The 16,575-nt window shown below is 55.3% G+C and carries 15 protein-coding genes and 1 pseudogene; 10 read left to right on the top strand and 6 right to left on the bottom strand.

Going from position 1 to position 16,575, the window contains the following annotated elements; genetic code table 11:
* Together ACWYRJ_RS13505 and xylF are read right to left on the bottom strand one after the other, a co-directional pair.
* Window positions 1–71: pseudogene (locus ACWYRJ_RS13505) on the bottom strand (ATP-binding cassette domain-containing protein); the annotation flags it as partial.
* 72 nt (window positions 72–143) lie between these two features.
* Window positions 144–1,136 carry a D-xylose ABC transporter substrate-binding protein gene (gene xylF / locus ACWYRJ_RS13510; protein WP_455508073.1) on the bottom strand — a complete coding sequence of 331 codons (993 nt, stop codon included), beginning with the start codon at window positions 1,134–1,136 and terminating at the stop codon, window positions 144–146.
* Between the two features lie 371 nt (window positions 1,137–1,507).
* Here xylF and xylA point away from each other — a divergent pair, with 371 nt between their 5' ends.
* From xylA to ACWYRJ_RS13530, 4 genes are all read left to right on the top strand, one after another.
* The gene (gene xylA / locus ACWYRJ_RS13515; RefSeq protein ID WP_455508081.1) at window positions 1,508–2,830 is read left to right on the top strand and encodes a xylose isomerase; all 1,323 of its coding nucleotides are present in this window, start codon (window positions 1,508–1,510) and stop codon (window positions 2,828–2,830) included.
* Window positions 2,831–2,891: 61 nt separating this feature from the next.
* Window positions 2,892–4,346 carry a xylulokinase gene (gene xylB, locus ACWYRJ_RS13520; RefSeq protein ID WP_455508074.1) on the top strand — a complete coding sequence of 485 codons (1,455 nt, stop codon included), beginning with the start codon at window positions 2,892–2,894 and terminating at the stop codon, window positions 4,344–4,346.
* A gap of 103 nt (window positions 4,347–4,449) precedes the next feature.
* Entirely contained in the window at window positions 4,450–4,989 is a 540-nt protein-coding gene (locus ACWYRJ_RS13525; RefSeq protein WP_111964337.1) for a cysteine hydrolase family protein, read from the top strand.
* On the top strand, window positions 4,989–5,909 hold the full coding sequence (locus ACWYRJ_RS13530) for a GlxA family transcriptional regulator (RefSeq protein WP_149367252.1): 921 nt from the start codon (window positions 4,989–4,991) through the stop codon (window positions 5,907–5,909). The genes ACWYRJ_RS13525 and ACWYRJ_RS13530 overlap by 1 nt, the downstream gene beginning before the upstream one ends.
* Here ACWYRJ_RS13530 and ACWYRJ_RS13535 read toward each other — a convergent pair.
* Window positions 5,902–6,897 carry an acyltransferase gene (locus tag ACWYRJ_RS13535; RefSeq protein WP_455508075.1) on the bottom strand — a complete coding sequence of 332 codons (996 nt, stop codon included), beginning with the start codon at window positions 6,895–6,897 and terminating at the stop codon, window positions 5,902–5,904. The two genes, ACWYRJ_RS13530 and ACWYRJ_RS13535, sit on opposite strands and share 8 nt — an antisense overlap.
* A 182-nt stretch (window positions 6,898–7,079) precedes the next feature.
* Here ACWYRJ_RS13535 and ACWYRJ_RS13540 point away from each other — a divergent pair, with 182 nt between their 5' ends.
* The 4 genes from ACWYRJ_RS13540 to ACWYRJ_RS13555 all read left to right on the top strand — a co-directional run bounded on the left by ACWYRJ_RS13540 (window position 7,080) and on the right by ACWYRJ_RS13555 (window position 12,385).
* On the top strand, window positions 7,080–7,385 hold the full coding sequence (locus tag ACWYRJ_RS13540; protein ID WP_024909071.1) for a YsaB family lipoprotein: 306 nt from the start codon (window positions 7,080–7,082) through the stop codon (window positions 7,383–7,385).
* Between the two features lie 160 nt (window positions 7,386–7,545).
* Entirely contained in the window at window positions 7,546–8,457 is a 912-nt protein-coding gene (gene glyQ / locus ACWYRJ_RS13545; RefSeq protein ID WP_003860141.1) for a glycine--tRNA ligase subunit alpha, read from the top strand.
* A 9-nt stretch (window positions 8,458–8,466) separates the two neighbouring features.
* Window positions 8,467–10,536: a glycine--tRNA ligase subunit beta gene (gene glyS / locus ACWYRJ_RS13550; RefSeq protein ID WP_045907867.1), complete on the top strand. Its 2,070-nt coding sequence runs from the start codon at window positions 8,467–8,469 to the stop codon at window positions 10,534–10,536.
* 229 nt (window positions 10,537–10,765) lie between these two features.
* Window positions 10,766–12,385, top strand: coding sequence for an ABC-F family ATP-binding cassette domain-containing protein (locus tag ACWYRJ_RS13555; RefSeq protein ID WP_455508076.1), 1,620 nt, complete (start codon window positions 10,766–10,768; stop codon window positions 12,383–12,385).
* Between the two features lie 39 nt (window positions 12,386–12,424).
* Here the strand turns inward: ACWYRJ_RS13555 and ACWYRJ_RS13560 are convergent, their stop codons facing one another.
* A complete protein-coding gene (locus ACWYRJ_RS13560) occupies window positions 12,425–12,712 on the bottom strand; it encodes an HTH-type transcriptional regulator (protein WP_111964342.1) in 288 nt (95 codons plus the stop codon).
* Window positions 12,713–13,043: 331 nt separating this feature from the next.
* Between ACWYRJ_RS13560 and ACWYRJ_RS13565 the strand changes: the two genes are divergently transcribed.
* A complete protein-coding gene (locus tag ACWYRJ_RS13565) occupies window positions 13,044–13,754 on the top strand; it encodes a DUF3053 domain-containing protein (protein ID WP_032644478.1) in 711 nt (236 codons plus the stop codon).
* 248 nt (window positions 13,755–14,002) lie between these two features.
* Window positions 14,003–14,215: a transcription antiterminator/RNA stability regulator CspE gene (gene cspE / locus ACWYRJ_RS13570; RefSeq protein WP_003860775.1), complete on the top strand. Its 213-nt coding sequence runs from the start codon at window positions 14,003–14,005 to the stop codon at window positions 14,213–14,215.
* Window positions 14,216–14,273: 58 nt separating this feature from the next.
* On the opposite strand, the gene ghrB is transcribed toward cspE, so the two are convergent.
* Both ghrB and ACWYRJ_RS13580 read right to left on the bottom strand, forming a co-directional pair.
* Entirely contained in the window at window positions 14,274–15,248 is a 975-nt protein-coding gene (ghrB, locus tag ACWYRJ_RS13575) for a glyoxylate/hydroxypyruvate reductase GhrB (RefSeq protein ID WP_455508077.1), read from the bottom strand.
* A gap of 26 nt (window positions 15,249–15,274) precedes the next feature.
* On the bottom strand, window positions 15,275–16,555 hold the full coding sequence (locus ACWYRJ_RS13580) for an MFS transporter (RefSeq protein ID WP_111964344.1): 1,281 nt from the start codon (window positions 16,553–16,555) through the stop codon (window positions 15,275–15,277).
* Window positions 16,556–16,575 lie beyond the last annotated feature (20 nt).

A 16,575-nucleotide genomic window follows, 5' to 3' on the forward strand; every position in this document is an offset into this window, starting at 1 on the left:
CTGACGTTATCGACGGCTTTCACCGTGCCGAAGCGCTTGGTGATGCTTTTCATTTCAAGTAAATAAGGCATAACTGCTCCACATAACCCGAGGGAAGAACAGTACAACGTGATGCGCCCCCGCAAAGCAGGGGACGCGCCGGATTACAGTTCGCTCTTGTTGTGGAAGCCGTCTTTAATGACGGTGGCGTCAATGTTCTCTTTATTGACTTCAATAGGGGTGAGCAGGCGAGCCGGAACGTCTTTCAGCCCGTTATTCAGCGTGGCGTCTGCTTTAGGTTGCTTGCCATTACCCAGTTCCACGGCGATTTCCGCAGCCGTATTGGCAAGCTCGGTAATCGGTTTGTAGACCGTCATGGTTTGGGTGCCTGCGATGATGCGTTTTACGCCAGCCAGATCGGCATCCTGTCCTGAAATGGCGACTTTACCGGCCAGCCCCTGTGCACTCAGGGCCTGGATAGCACCGCCTGCGGTGGCATCGTTGGAGGCCACAACCGCATCAATTTTGTTGTTGTTGGCCGTCAGCGCGTTTTCCATAATCTTCAGCGCGTTTTCTGGCAGCCAGCCGTCGGCCCACTGATCGCCGACCACTTTAATTTTCCCGTTGTCGATGTACGGCTTAAGGACTTTCATTTGCCCTTCGCGGAACAGCTTGGCGTTGTTATCCACCGGCGAGCCGCCCATCAGGAAATAATTGCCCTGAGGCACTTTGTCGATCAGGCTTTGCGCCTGTAATTCCCCGACTTTTTCATTGTCGAACGAAATATAATAATCAATGTCCGCATTATTAATCATGCGGTCATAGGCCAGGACTTTAATGCCTTCCTGTTTGGCTTCTTTCACCACGTTACTTAATACCTGGCCGTTATAGGGGATAATGACCAGCACATCGACGCCACGGTTAATCATATTCTCAATCTGCGACATTTGTGTTTCTTCGTTGCCGTTAGCCGACTGAACAAACACGCTGGCGCCGAGGGATTCTGCTTTTTTAACAAAAATATCGCGATCTTTTTGCCAGCGCTCCAGGCGCAGGTCGTCAATCGCCATGCCAATTTTGACCTCTTTGGCATGTCCTGCAAAGCTTGCAAGGAGGAGCGTAGTGCAGAGCGTTAGAGTCAGGTTCTTTATCTTCATAATTATTAGGCCTTTTTGTAGGGGTATATGTTGCTGAGATAAAAGAAACATTCACTGCTGGGACGCAGCAAATTTTTAACGCGGAAAGGCGGGCTGGCAATTACAGATTTTTATCTTCGCATTATGATATTTGGTTTATTTCTGAATTTATGACCGCGATCGGATTTTAAAATACGTAACGTCTTAATTACATTTGATTCTGGAATATGCGCCGAAAAATAGTTTGTCTGCGCATTATTTTGCGAGCCAGCGCACAGTTGTGCATTCTCTCAATAGCAGTGTGAAATAACGTAATTGAGCAACCCAAAATGTCTATTCACTATTACTCCTGTATCAACGACTCGCCGCATACCCTGATTATGGAGCTCAATATGCAAGCTTATTTCGACCAACTCGATCGTGTTCGTTACGAAGGCCCGAAAACGACCAAACCTTTAGCATTTCGTCACTACAACCCGGATGAGCTGGTGCTGGGTAAGCGCATGGAAGATCATCTGCGCTTTGCCGCCTGTTACTGGCATACCTTCTGCTGGAATGGCGCCGATATGTTCGGCGTGGGCTCCTTTGATCGCCCATGGCAGCAGCCGGGTGAGGCCATCGAACTGGCAAAGCGCAAAGCCGACGTTGCGTTTGAGTTCTTCCACAAGCTGAACGTGCCGTACTACTGCTTCCATGACGTCGACGTGTCGCCGGAAGGCGCATCGCTGAAAGAGTATCTGAACAACTTTGCACAGATGGTGGATGTACTGGCAGCAAAACAGCAGCAAAGCGGCGTAAAGCTGCTCTGGGGCACGGCAAACTGTTTCACTAACCCACGCTACGGCGCGGGTGCGGCAACCAACCCGGATCCGGAAGTGTTTAGCTGGGCGGCCACGCAGGTGGTGACGGCAATGAACGCCACGCATCAGTTGGGCGGCGAAAACTATGTCCTGTGGGGCGGACGTGAAGGCTATGAAACCCTGCTCAACACCGATCTGCGTCAGGAGCGCGAGCAGATTGGCCGCTTTATGCAGATGGTTGTCGACCACAAGCACAAAATCGGCTTCCGTGGCACGCTGTTGATTGAGCCGAAGCCGCAGGAACCGACGAAGCACCAGTATGACTACGACGTGGCGACGGTGTATGGCTTCCTGAAGCAGTTCGGTCTGGAAAAAGAGATCAAAGTGAACATTGAGGCCAACCACGCCACGCTGGCGGGCCACTCTTTCCACCACGAGATCGCGTCTGCGATTGCGCTGGGCATCTTCGGCTCGGTCGATGCGAACCGTGGCGATGCGCAGCTGGGCTGGGACACCGATCAGTTCCCGAACAGCGTGGAAGAGAACGCGCTGGTGATGTACGAAATCATCAAAGCGGGTGGTTTCACTACCGGCGGCCTGAACTTTGACGCCAAAGTGCGTCGCCAGAGCACCGACAAATACGATCTGTTCTACGGCCACATTGGCGCGATGGACACCATGGCGCTGGCGCTGAAAGTGGCGGCACGTATGATTGAAGACGGCGAGTTGGATAAACGCGTGGCGAAGCGTTACAGCGGCTGGAACAGTGAACTGGGCCAGCAAATATTGAAAGGGCAGTTATCGCTTGCGGACATCGCGAAGTACGCTGAACAACATCAGCTGGCGCCGCAGCACCAGAGCGGGCACCAGGAACTGCTGGAAAATCTGGTTAATCACTACCTGTTCGATAAATAACAGCATCCAGGCCCGGTACGCGGAAGCGCCACCGGGCATTTCTGTCAAAGGAGTCACCGCAATGTATATCGGGATCGATCTGGGCACATCGGGTGTGAAAGCCATCCTGTTAAGCGAGCAGGGCGAGGTGTTAGCAACGCAGACAGAAAAGCTGCAGGTTTCACGTCCGCATCCGCTGTGGTCGGAACAGGACCCGGAGCAGTGGTGGCAGGCAACGGATCGTGCAATCAAAGCTTTAGGCGAGCAGCATAGCCTGCGCGACGTTAAAGCGCTGGGGATTGCCGGGCAAATGCACGGCGCTACGCTGCTGGACAGCGAGCATCGCGTGTTGCGACCCGCCATTCTCTGGAACGATGGCCGCTGTGCGGAAGAGTGCGCGCTTCTTGAGGCGCATGTACCCACGTCTCGTGAAATTACCGGCAACCTGATGATGCCCGGCTTTACGGCGCCCAAACTGCTGTGGATGCAGCGACACGAGCCGGAGATTTTCCGTCAGGTGGCGAAAGTTCTGCTGCCGAAAGACTATCTGCGCTTTCGTATGACGGGCGATTTTGCTTCCGACATGTCCGATGCCGCAGGCACGATGTGGCTCGACGTGGCGAAACGCGACTGGAGCGAGGCGATGCTGGATGCTTGCCATCTAACCCGGGAACACATGCCCGCGCTGTTCGAAGGTAGCGAGGTAACAGGCACGTTGCTGCCGTACGTTGCGGAACGCTGGAATATGCCTGCCGTACCGGTGGTTGCCGGGGGCGGTGACAATGCCGCGGGTGCCGTGGGCGTCGGCATGGTTGAGGCAGGTCAGGCGATGCTTTCGCTGGGAACGTCTGGCGTCTATTTTGCCGTCAGTGACGGCTATCGCAGCAATCCCGAAAGCGCGGTGCACAGTTTCTGTCATGCGCTGCCAGGAAAATGGCATTTGATGTCGGTGATGCTGAGTGCAGCGTCGTGCCTGGACTGGGCGGCGAAGCTGACCGGGATGACCGATGTTCCTGCGTTGATTGCCGCAGCACAGCAGGCGGATGAAAATGCCGGTACCGTCTGGTTTTTACCGTATCTTTCCGGCGAACGTACGCCGCACAACAACCCGGAAGCGAAAGGGGTGTTTTTTGGTTTAACCCATCAGCATGGTCCGGCAGAACTGGCGCGTGCAGTTCTGGAAGGGGTGGGCTATGCGCTGGCCGACGGGATGGACGTGGTGCACGACTGCGGCCTGAAACCGACGAGCGTCACCCTGATTGGCGGAGGTGCGCGAAGCCCTTACTGGCGACAAATGCTTTCGGATATCAGCGGGTTGCAGCTAGATTTCCGCACGGGAGGGGATGTTGGCCCCGCGCTCGGCGCCGCGCGTCTGGCGCAGATTGCTATGAACCCGGAAAAACCGCTTTCACAACTGCTGCCGCAGCTTACCCTTGAGCAGGCGCATTTCCCGAACTCGGTAAACCATGCGCGGTACGCGGAAAGGCGCGCGGTATTCCGTAAAATCTACCAGCAGCTGCTGCCGCTAATGTCGTAAATACGCTTGTCCGGGAGAGGCACGAGGATGTCCTTTTTTGGTCTGTTCGTGCCTTCCTTTCCTTGCCAGTATGGTGTCACACCCACTGGCGAGGAGATCCATCATGTCACGTATTGCACTCATCAATATTGATACTCAGCAGTCCTTCCATCACCGCAATTACTGGCAGGAAAGCGAGATCCCTGCCTTTCAGCAGGCGATTCTGGGGCTGATTGATGGCTGCCAGGCACGCAATATCCCGGTCGTTGATATTTTTCATGTGGATGAAGACGGTCCTTTCACCCTGGAAAGCGGCTATGTCAAACCGATGGCCTTTTTACGTCATCAGCCGGATGTGGTTTTTCAGAAACACGTCCATAATGCCTTCACGGATACCGGGCTTGACCGCTGGCTGCGCGAGCGTGATATCAACCAGCTGATTATCTGCGGCATTCGCACTGAACAATGCTGTGAAACCACCGCCCGGGTGGCATCCGATCTGGGTTATGCTGTGACCTTTGTCAGTGAGGCGACGCTGACGTTTCCCATGACGTACAAAGGGATAACCCTTAGCGCAGCGGAAATTCGCCACCGTACCGAAACGGTACTGTCCGGGCGTTTTGCCGAAATTAAAACGGTAGCGGAGACGCTGGAGTCACTGTAATGCCCATCGACGTCTGGTTCGTCATGTTACCTGGAGTCCTGTCATTAGATATGACGGGCCCGGCGGAGACCTTTGTGCTGGCTGGCGACGCGTTTCGTCTGCATTACATTGGCCCGCAACCGGAGGTTACGACGTCGATTGGCCTGACGATGAACGGTGTTCAGCCATTGCCGGAGCGTCTTCCAGAGGGAAGTCTGCTGGTATTGCCCGGCGTGAGTGACTCCCGCTCTCAGTTTTCGACGCCACAGGCGTTACAGATACAGCACTGGCTGATGCGCCTGCAGCCGGTCATTTTGCACCGGGATATCATGGTAATGTGCGTCTGTTCAGGCGCTCTACTGGCGGCGAAATCGGGCCTGTTGAACAACCGTCAGTGTACAACCCACCATGACGTTATCGGCCGTTTACGCACTGCGGCTCCCACGGCGATGATTAAAGAAAACCGCATCTTTGTGCAGGATGAGAACATCTGGACCAGCGCAGGCATCACGTCTGGCATCGATCTGGCGCTGCATATGATTAACCGCCTGTGCGGCCCCGAAAAGGCGCTGAGTGTGGCGCGCGAGATGGTGGTCTGGTTCCGCCGTTCTGGTGACGATCCCCAGCTCTCCCCGTGGCTGCGCTACCGCAATCATCTTCATCCGGCGATCCATCGGGCGCAGGATGCGCTCACCGCCGAGCCGCAAAAAACGTGGAGCTTGCCTGATATCGCCGCGCTGGCGCACGTCAGCCCGCGCCATCTTACCCGGCTTTTCCAGTCACATTTAGGCATTAGCGTTCGCGATTATCTGGAGCAGCTGCGTCTGGCGGTGGCGGAGCAGTGGCTATTGCAGGGGCGCGGTGTGGAGCAGGCTTCGCTGGCGGCAGGGTTTTCCTCCCCGCGCCAGTACCATCGCGCGCGGCAGCGCAGCGTTAACTGACGAAGCGGCGAACGTCTATTTTTTGCAGCAGCATCGACAGCAGCAGGCTGATCGCCAGGGTCGCGGCAAAAATCCAGATGATATCCAGCACCGGCCAGCTTTTTAGCTCTACGCCTTTTGTCCTAAGCGCGTGGATAACCAGCGCGTGAAAACCGTAAATCCCGAGAGAGTGTCGTGAAATGACGCTCAGTACGGGAAGGGGACGCGCATTCAGGGTGTTTTTAACGAGCGTGAGCAGCGATACGGCACAGATAAAGACCATCGGCCCGCAGTAGAGATACCAGGTATCGGCAAAATTACCGCGCCACTGCAGCTCATGCAGCGTCCCGCGTGAAATCACCGCCACGCCAGCGATAAACAGCGCCCCGCAGAGCCAGCTCAGACCGCGTTTTTGCGTCTCCATAATCCCGATGGCGCGCCCCAGCATGCCGTAAAGCACGTAGTAAAAGGTATCGCCGTTGATATAGAGGTTCACCGGCAGCCACTCAACGCCGTCGATTTTCTGCGAAACCGTATTCGGGTTGGCGATGATGCCAATCACCACCATCAGGGCCAGGAGCATTTTCCCGCTGACGTTTTTCACCTGAATGAGCGGGGAGACCAGATAGATAACGATAATGGCGAAGAAGAACCACAGGTGGTAGAACACCGGTTTTTGCAGCACGTATTTCAGCGATAGTCCGGCGTTTATTGAGGTAAACAGGGTGATATAGAGCAGGGCAACGGCGCTGTAAAACCCCAGGCAGGCCGCGATGCGGATGAAGTGCCTTGGCTGCGCGCTGCGCTCGCCAAAAAAGAGAAAGCCGGAAATCATAAAGAACAGCGGCACGCTGACGCGTGACGCAGAGTTGAGAATATTGGCGATATCCCAGTTAACGGGGCTGATGCTGTGGGCATTCGTGACGTACCAGGTCGTTGTGTGGATCATGACCACCATCAGACACGCTATTCCTCGCAGGTTATCAATCCAGTTAATTTTTGACGGCATCAGTTCCTCGTATTCCCTGTAAATTGAGTGTGACTCCCATTGTCCAAAAGTCTTCGTTTGGAAAATTCTGAGTTTTATGCGCAGGCTTGCCGGGAGACCGCGAGATTCGCAGAATGGCAGTCCTTAATCTATAAAAGTGTTGATACTAAAAATAACAGCCGCTGACCAGGACGGTAATAAAAATGATGATGAAGCGTGTGGCGTCACTCTTTCTGCTGTTGATCCTGGCGGGATGCAGTGCGCCGCAAGAAGCACCCGTGCAAAAAGCGCAGCAGGGTAAAATGAGCCCGGAACGTTCGCTGAATATGGAAGCGCTCTGTAAAGATCGGGCCGCTCGGCGCTATAACTCGGACGTTCAAAAAATTGATGTCACCGGGTTCGAGCGTTTTCAGGGAAGCTACGAGCTACGGGGCCATACGTCGCGCAAAGAGGGCTTTGTCTGCTCGTTTGATGCGGACGGTCAGTTTTTACACCTCTCCATGCGCTAGCCTGCTCGTATAATCAGCAGCCAGACGCCGTCAGCGTTCTGGCCGGAAGGCTTATTTCCCAATTTTCCCTAAACAACCCCGTTTCGTACTGTATATCTTGCAGCCAGCGGGTATACTGGTCCCTTCCATTTAAAACCACACGTATCCAGCACGAAATACTATGCAAAAGTTTGATACCAAGACCTTCCAGGGCCTGATCCTGACCTTACAGGATTACTGGGCTCGTCAGGGCTGTACCATTGTTCAACCTTTGGACATGGAAGTCGGCGCCGGCACTTCACACCCGATGACCAGTCTGCGTGCGTTGGGGCCAGAGCCAATGGCGACCGCGTATGTGCAGCCTTCCCGTCGTCCGACCGATGGTCGTTACGGTGAGAACCCGAACCGTCTGCAGCATTACTATCAGTTCCAGGTGGTGATTAAGCCATCACCCGACAACATTCAGGAACTGTACCTCGGGTCGCTGAAAGAGCTGGGTATGGATCCAACCATCCACGACATCCGTTTCGTGGAAGATAACTGGGAGAACCCAACGCTGGGTGCCTGGGGTCTGGGTTGGGAAGTGTGGCTTAACGGTATGGAAGTGACCCAGTTCACTTACTTCCAGCAGGTGGGTGGTCTGGAATGTAAGCCGATCACCGGTGAAATCACCTACGGTCTGGAACGTCTGGCGATGTACATTCAGGGCGTAGACAGCGTTTACGACCTGGTCTGGAGCGACGGCCCGCTGGGTAAAACCACCTACGGCGACGTGTTCCATCAGAACGAAGTGGAGCAATCCACCTATAACTTCGAATACGCGGACGTGGACTTCCTGTTCACCTGCTTCGAGCAGTACGAGAAAGAAGCGCAGCAGCTGCTGGCGCTGGAGACTCCACTGCCGCTGCCTGCTTACGAGCGTATTCTGAAGGCCGCCCACAGCTTCAACCTGCTGGATGCCCGCAAAGCCATCTCCGTGACTGAACGTCAGCGCTACATTCTGCGTATTCGTACCCTGACCAAAGCCGTTGCAGAAGCTTACTATGCGTCCCGTGAAGCCCTTGGCTTCCCGATGTGCAACCGAAACAAATAAGAGGCGGCCATGTCTGAGAAAACTTTCCTGGTGGAAATCGGCACCGAAGAGCTGCCACCAAAAGCCCTGCGCAGCCTGGCTGAATCTTTTGCTGCGAACGTGACCGCCGAGCTGGATAACGCTGGCCTGGCGCACGGTAAAATTGAGTGGTTTGCTGCACCGCGCCGTCTGGCGCTGAAAGTGGCAAATCTGGCGGCGTCCCAGCCAGATCGCGAAGTCGAAAAACGTGGCCCGGCGATTGCCCAGGCGTTTGACGCTGAAGGCAAGCCGAGCAAAGCGGCGGAAGGCTGGGCGCGCGGCTGCGGCATCACCGTCGATCAGGCCGAGCGTCTGACCACGGATAAAGGCGAGTGGCTGCTGTACCGTGCGCACGTGAAGGGCGAAAGCGCGGAAGCGCTGCTGCCGGACATGATTGCCACGTCTCTGGCGAAGCTGCCTATTCCTAAGCTGATGCGCTGGGGCGCGTCTGATGTGCACTTTGTGCGTCCGGTTCACACCGTGACCCTGCTGCTGGGCGACACCGTTATTCCGGCCACCATTCTGGGCGTGGCGTCCGATCGCGTGATCCGCGGCCACCGCTTTATGGGCGAGCCAGAGTTCACCATCGACAATGCCGACCAGTACCCGCAGATCCTGCTGGAGCGCGGCAAGGTCATTGCTGACTACGAACAGCGTAAAGCCAAAATCAAAGCGGACGCGGAAGACGCGGCGCGCAAGATTGGCGGTAAAGCCGACCTGAGCGACAGCCTGCTGGAAGAAGTGACCTCGCTGGTGGAATGGCCGGTTGTGCTGACCGCGAAGTTTGAAGAGAAATTCTTGGCCGTTCCGGCTGAAGCGCTGGTGTACACCATGAAGGGTGACCAGAAGTACTTCCCGGTCTATGCCAACGACGGCAAACTGCTGCCAAACTTCATCTTCGTGGCAAACATCGAATCGAAAGATCCGATCCAGATTATCTCTGGTAACGAGAAGGTCGTGCGTCCACGTCTGGCCGATGCCGAGTTCTTCTTCAATACCGACCGTAAAAAGCGTCTGGAAGATCATCTTCCACGCCTGCAGACCGTGTTGTTCCAGCAGCAACTGGGTACGCTGCGCGACAAGACCGACCGTATTGCGGAACTGTCCGGCTGGATTGCCCGTGAAATCGGTGCGGACGTCAACCACGCAACCCGTGCTGGCCTGCTGTCTAAATGCGACCTGATGACCAACATGGTGTTCGAATTTACCGACACCCAGGGCGTGATGGGCATGCACTACGCGCGTCACGATGGCGAAGCGGAAGACGTGGCTGTTGCCCTGAACGAGCAGTATCAGCCGCGCTTTGCGGGTGACGAGCTGCCGTCCAACCCGGTTGCCTGTGCCGTGGCGATCGCCGATAAGATGGACACCCTGGCGGGTATCTTCGGTATCGGTCAGCATCCAAAAGGCGACAAAGACCCGTTTGCGCTGCGTCGTGCCGCGCTCGGCGTGCTGCGTATCATCGTTGAGAAGAACCTGAACCTGGATCTGCAGACCCTGACCGAAGAAGCGGTGCGTCTGTACGGCGACAAGCTGACCAACGCGAACGTGGTGGATGACGTGATCGACTTTATGCTCGGTCGTTTCCGCGCCTGGTATCAGGATGAAGGTTACACCGTCGACACCATTCAGGCGGTGCTGGCGCGTCGTCCGACCCGTCCGGCTGATTTCGATGCGCGTATGAAGGCGGTTTCCCACTTCCGTACGCTGGAAGCGGCATCTGCTCTGGCGGCGGCCAACAAGCGTGTATCCAACATTCTGGCGAAATCCGACGAGACGCTGAACGAGCGCGTGAACGCCGCGACGCTGAAAGAGCCGGAAGAGATCGCCCTGGCGATGCAGGTTGTGGTGCTGCGCGACAAGCTCGAGCCGGTCTTCGCGGAAGGTCGCTACCAGGAAGCGCTGGTGGAGCTGGCCGAGTTGCGTGACGTCATCGACGCCTTCTTCGAGAAAGTGATGGTAAACGTAGAAGATAAAGAGCTGCGTATTAACCGTCTCTCTATGCTCGAAAAACTGCGTGAGCTGTTCCTGCGCGTGGCGGATATTTCGCTGCTGCAGTAATGTGCCCGTTGTGACAAATGCTAAAAACCCGCTTCGGCGGGTTTTTTTATGGTGTTTTGCTGAAAATTTAACCTTGAAACCGTCAACACATTACCGCTATCCTTATCCACGTTAACTTTCTCGCGCTGGAGTGCCCCCCAAAAATGAACAAACACGACTGATGAATTTCGATCCTTGCTAAACGCCACCGCGTCGGCAGGGGATGTTTTGATTTCATTCAGGAGTGCTTATGGCTCATTTTGCGCAGTCCCCTTCTTTTATTCTGCATCAGGTCACCTGTCAGTTTCCGACGGGCGATACCCTTTTTGGCCCGCTGAATCTCACGCTGGAACCCTCCCTGTGCGCGCTGGTTGGCCGCAACGGCAGCGGAAAAACGCGTCTGCTGCATCTGCTGGCGGGGCTGGACGAACCGGCTACCGGTCATATTGAACGCTTTGGCTCGCATGTATTTGTGGCGCAGCAGCATGTTATTTCTTCGCAGACGACGCTGGCTGAACTTCTCGGATATGATGCGATTTTTACTGCGCGTAAGCGCATCGACAGCGGTGATTACCAGCCTGACGATCTGGCGTTGCTCGACGGCTACTGGGATGTAGCCGAGCGACTGAGCGAGGCGTTTATCAATGCGAAGCTCCCGGCGTTTGATCCGGATAAGCCTGCCCAGGAACTCAGCGGCGGCGAGTGCATCCGCGCCCTGCTGTGCGGGGCGTTTACGGCTGAAGCGGATTTCATGCTGCTTGACGAACCGACTAACCATCTGGATCGACAAGGTCGGGCGTGGTTCTACGACCAGTTGAGTCGCTATCAGGGCGGCGTGCTGGTGGCCTCTCATGACCGCGAACTTCTGGAGCAGGTGCCGCGTATTCTTGAGCTGAGCGCCTCGGGTCTGTGCAGCTACGGCGGAAATTATGCGGATTATCAAGCCCAGCGCGATGCCGAACAGCAGGCTGCCCGCGCGGCGCTGGAACATGCGGCAACCGAGCGCAAACGCACCCGCGCGCGCATGCAAAAAGAGCATGATGACAGCCAGCGGCGGTCGGCAAAGACGTTACGCACCGTCGATACCCTGAATATCGCATCGTTCGAGCGGGTCAAATATAAAGGAGCGGCAAAGGAGCGGATCGGCTCATGGAAAAAACAGCACAGCGAGCAAAATGAAGCCCTGAACGCCGCGGTAAACAAGGCGCGTGAGCGGGTTGAAGACGATAACCCGGTGATGTTCACCCTGCCGGGAAGTCAGGTCCCGGAGGGCAAACAGGTACTGGTGCTGGAGGATCTGGTGCTGCCGCATGTGCCTGTTCCACCGCTTACCTGGCGTATGGACGGACCGATGCGCGTGGCGTTAAAGGGACCGAATGGCTGTGGGAAATCGACGTTGTTAAAAACCATCCTCGGCGAGGTTACTCCCTCTTCGGGTGCCTGTAAGGTATCCGTCAGCTGTGCTTATCTCGACCAGCATCTGTCGCAACTCGATCTCACGCAGTCGGTCATGACGCATCTCAATTTGAGTCATACCCCTCTGGAAGAGGGAGTATTGCGAACCCGTTTAGCACAGCTTCAACTGGGGGCCGACAAAGTGAAGCTCCCATTGGCGGAGCTCAGCGGCGGCGAGCGTCTTAAGGCTGCCCTGGCCTGCGCGCTGTGGCGTGCGGAGGCCACGCAGCTTCTTCTGCTGGATGAACCGACCAACCATCTGGATCTGGCTTCAGTCCAGGCCATTGAAGCGGCGCTGGCCGGTTTCCCCGGGGCTCTGCTGGTGGTATCACACGATGAGGCTTTTTTAAGAGGCCTGGCGTTAACGCATGAGCTGGTATGGGAAGAGGCGGGTTGGCGTTGTGATAGCCTGTAAAACACAAGCCCCCGCAAAGGCGGGGGCATTCAATCTTCATTACGCTATCTGTTTGCTGAGTGCAGGGTTGGCCTGAATCAGGCGCATCAGCCGTAACTCGGTTGGGGTGGGTTTCTCACGTTTTGACTCCCACTCCTGCACCATAGCCACGCTGACACCCATCGCTCTGGCGAATTCTTCGGTTTTCAGTCCTGTCCCTTTGCGCAATTGCTCATATTCTGTAAAGGGATTGGATTTTTGTTGCAGGGTAATCATCTGCGGTACATCTTTAAAAATGATCTGTTCCAGACTGCTCAGCAGTTCAAACTCAGGATCTTTATATTCCATTGAGGACTCCTCTTAAATCTCACATCGTGATCAAGAACATCAGAGAGCCAGTTAAGAATAGTCCCTAATACCAACCCAGGATCGTCACGGGTGTGATTAATTGTGCGGTAACGATCGCTGTATCCGATTCAGCAATATGGATAGTTATGCTAATTCCCTGATTAGTCATAGGTCAGCTTCGCCAGGTATTTTTTTGTAAATGATAAGAAATAAATCGGCAATAGCCGTTTTGCATGAAAAGAGTATCTTGCAAGGCTGACCTGGACTATCCTTGTCAGCGTCGGGCACGCGTGTGCCGGTGTGCGCTTTTTTGGGTGAAAGGAGTAATAAAATGGCGACAGGAAAGTCCTGCTCTCGCTGGTTTGCGCCTATTGCGGCGTTGTTGATGGTTGTTAGCCTGAGTGGGTGTTTTGATAAAGAAGGCGATCAGCGCAAAGCGTTTATCGATTTTCTGCAGAATACAGTGATGCGCAGCGGCGAGCGGTTGCCGACGCTGACTGCGGATCAGAAAAAACAGTTTGGTCCCTTCGTGTCCGATTACGCCATTCTTTATGGTTATTCACAGCAGGTGAGCCAGGCGATGGATTCCGGTATCCGCCCGGTAGTGGATAGCGTGAACGCCATCCGCGTTCCACAGGATTATGTGACGCAGCGTGAACCGCTGCGCCAGTCCAACGGTGCACTTGGCGTGCTGAGCCAGCAGTTGCAAAATGCGAAAATGCAGGCTGACGCGTCACGTTCTGCGCTCAAGCAAGGTGACGATCTTAAACCGGTCTTCGACAAAGTGTATGAGAAAGTGGTGACCAAGCCTTCTGAAGCGCTGCAACCGCTGATTCCGGCCGCGCAAATCTTCACGCAGCAGCTGGTCCAGGTGGGTGACTTTATTGCCCAGCAGAATACGCAGGTAAGCTTTGTTGCCAACGGTATTCAGTTCCCGACCTCCCAGCAGGCAAGCCAGTACAATACGCTGATTGGGCCGCTGGCCTCTCAGCATCAGGCCTTCAGCCAGGCCTGGAGTGCCGCAGTCGCTGCCACAGAATAAACCGAAAAAACCCCGCTTCTGGCGGGGTTTTTTTTATGCGTTGCGAAAATAACGCTTGTCATTCCTCTACCACATCGGTATAACTATTCCCGTCGGTTTGTTACACAGACCTAAAGCAGTTTAGTAAAGCAGTCCAGATTGTTATCCATAGATACCCTTCGTAGTGACCCTTCCTTCATCGCTTAAAAATCTGTAACGCAATCCATCAAGCCGGAAGGCACAATATATTTGTTAATAAGGTAATTTCTATGTCTGCTAAAATGACTGGTCTGGTAAAATGGTTCAACGCTGATAAAGGTTTCGGCTTCATCACTCCTGACGATGGCTCTAAAGACGTGTTCGTACACTTCTCTGCTATCCAGAACGATGGCTACAAATCTCTGGACGAAGGTCAGAAAGTGTCCTTCACCATCGAAAGCGGCGCTAAAGGCCCAGCAGCTGGTAACGTTGTAAGCCTGTAAGCTTCCAACCCAGTAGCAAAGAATTTAAAAACCCGCCTTCTGGCGGGTTTTTTCGTTTCTACCGTTGCACCTGCGGGTTCACGCAGTTTCTCTCCACCTTTCCACTAAGGGCGGCAATAAGGTTATCGACCGCGGTGGCCGCCATGTTGTAGCGCGTCTCATGGGTGGCTGAGCCGATGTGGGGCAGGGCAACCACGTTAGGCATTGTCAGCAGCGGGGAGTCCACCGGCAGCGGCTCCTGCTCAAACACGTCCAGACCTGCTGCATGGATCTGACCGTTTTTAAGGGCCTCAATCAGCGCCTTCTCATCCACCACCGGGCCACGACCCGCGTTGATGAAAATGGCTGACGTCTTCATTTTTTCAAACGCCTCTTTGCCAATCAGATGACGGGTTTCGTTCGTGAGCGGCAGAACCAGGCAGACAAAATCGGCTTCCTGCAGCAGGGTATCCAGCTCGCAGTAACGGGCGTTGAAGCGTTCTTCGGCTTCACCGTGATGGCGACGCGCGTTATACAGAATCGGCATGTTAAAACCAAAATGCGCGCGCTGCGCCAGCGCCAGCCCGATACGACCCATACCGACAATGCCCAGCGTCTTGCCGTGAACGTCCACGCCGAACCAGTCCGGACCAATGCTTTTTGTCCATTCGCCCGCTTTGACGCGCTCAGCCACTTCCACCACGCGACGGGCCGTGGTGAGCATCAGCGCCATCAGCGTATCGGCCACGGTTTCCGTCAGGGCATGTGGGGTATGCATCAGCAGGATCTTGCGGGCGTTAAGGGCATCCACGTCGAAGTTGTCGTAACCCACGGAAACGGTTGAGGTAGCACGAAGCTTCGGCATTTTTTCCAGCAGGGCGACATCCACTTTCTCGCTTGAACCCAGCAGGCCTTCGGCGCTGGCGAACGCCTCGGCGTGCTGTGCCACGGTTTCCGGGCTCAGGTTCTTCACCTGCGTGACGGTGAAGTGTTCTTCAAGGCGTTTCTGCAGATCTTCCGGCAGTGCTTTATACAAAATGACGGACGGCTTCATGCTAATCTCCGTTGATTTTTAAGGATTCAGGCGTGGCGAGCGCCGACAGGGTGTTGTTGATTATTAGCAGGCTTAACAATCAGAGTAAGCCACACGGAGGCGAAAAGCGCCACCCCCATAAAGATGTACGATGCGGACGGGCTGCCGGTGGCACCGTTCAGGTAGCCGACGAACCAGGAGCCGCAGAACGAGCCCAGCGCACCCATGCTGTTAATTAACGCCATTGCGCCACCCGCAACGTTACGCGGGAGCATCTCCGGGATGATGGCAAAGAACGGTCCGTAAGGGGCGTACATGGCCGCACCGGCAATCACCAGCAGGGTGTAAGAGGCCCAGAAATGGTTTGCGCCCACGGCCCAGGAGCCAATAAAGGCGAAGGCAGCAATCAGCAGCAGCGGCCAGACAAACAATTTACGGTTCTGCAGCTTGTCCGATGCCCAGGAGACGACGATCATGGCGATGGTTGCCGCCAGATATGGTACGGATGACAGCCAGCCTACTTCGACCATGCCGAGGTTCTCGCCGCCGCTGCGGATAATGGACGGCAGCCACAGCACAAAGCCGTACACGCCAATGCTCCAGGTAAAATACTGCGCGCAGAGCAGGATCACGTTACGCGAGCGGAAGGCTTCACCATAGTTACGTACCGCCTTCAGGCCCTGCTGTTCTTTGTCCAGCTGCGCCTGCAGCGCCGCTTTCTCATCTTCAGAAAGCCATTTCGCCTGGGCTGGTTTATCTTTCACCAGCACCCACCAGCAGAAGGCCCAGATAATCGCCGGCACCCCTTCAATGATAAACATTTCGCGCCAGCCGAAGGACTGGATCAGGTAGCCGGACACCACCGACATCCACAGTACCGTTACCGGGTTACCGAGGATAAGGAAGGTATTCGCGCGCGAGCGTTCAGATTTGGTAAACCAGTTGCTGATGTAGATCAGCATCGCCGGCATAACCGCCGCCTCAACGACGCCGAGGATAAAGCGAATGGCGGCCAGGGCAGGAATATTGTTCACCATGCCGGTCAGTGACGCGCAGGCGCCCCACAGGATCAGACAGATGAAGATCAGCTTACGCACGCTGCGGCGTTCCGCATAAATCGCGCCGGGGATCTGGAAGAAGAAGTAGCCCAGGAAGAAAAGGGCACCCAGCAGGGAGGAGATACCTTTGGTGATGCCAAGGTCCTCTGTGATCCCTGCCGCAGACGCGAAGCTGAAGTTGGCACGGTCAAGGTACGCCAGGCTGTACGTGATAAACACGATTGGCATGATGTACCACCAGCGTTTTACTGCATTGGTCGAACTGTTCATAGGCTTGCCTCTGTTGTTGA

Source organism: Enterobacter sp. (genome assembly GCF_977039595.1).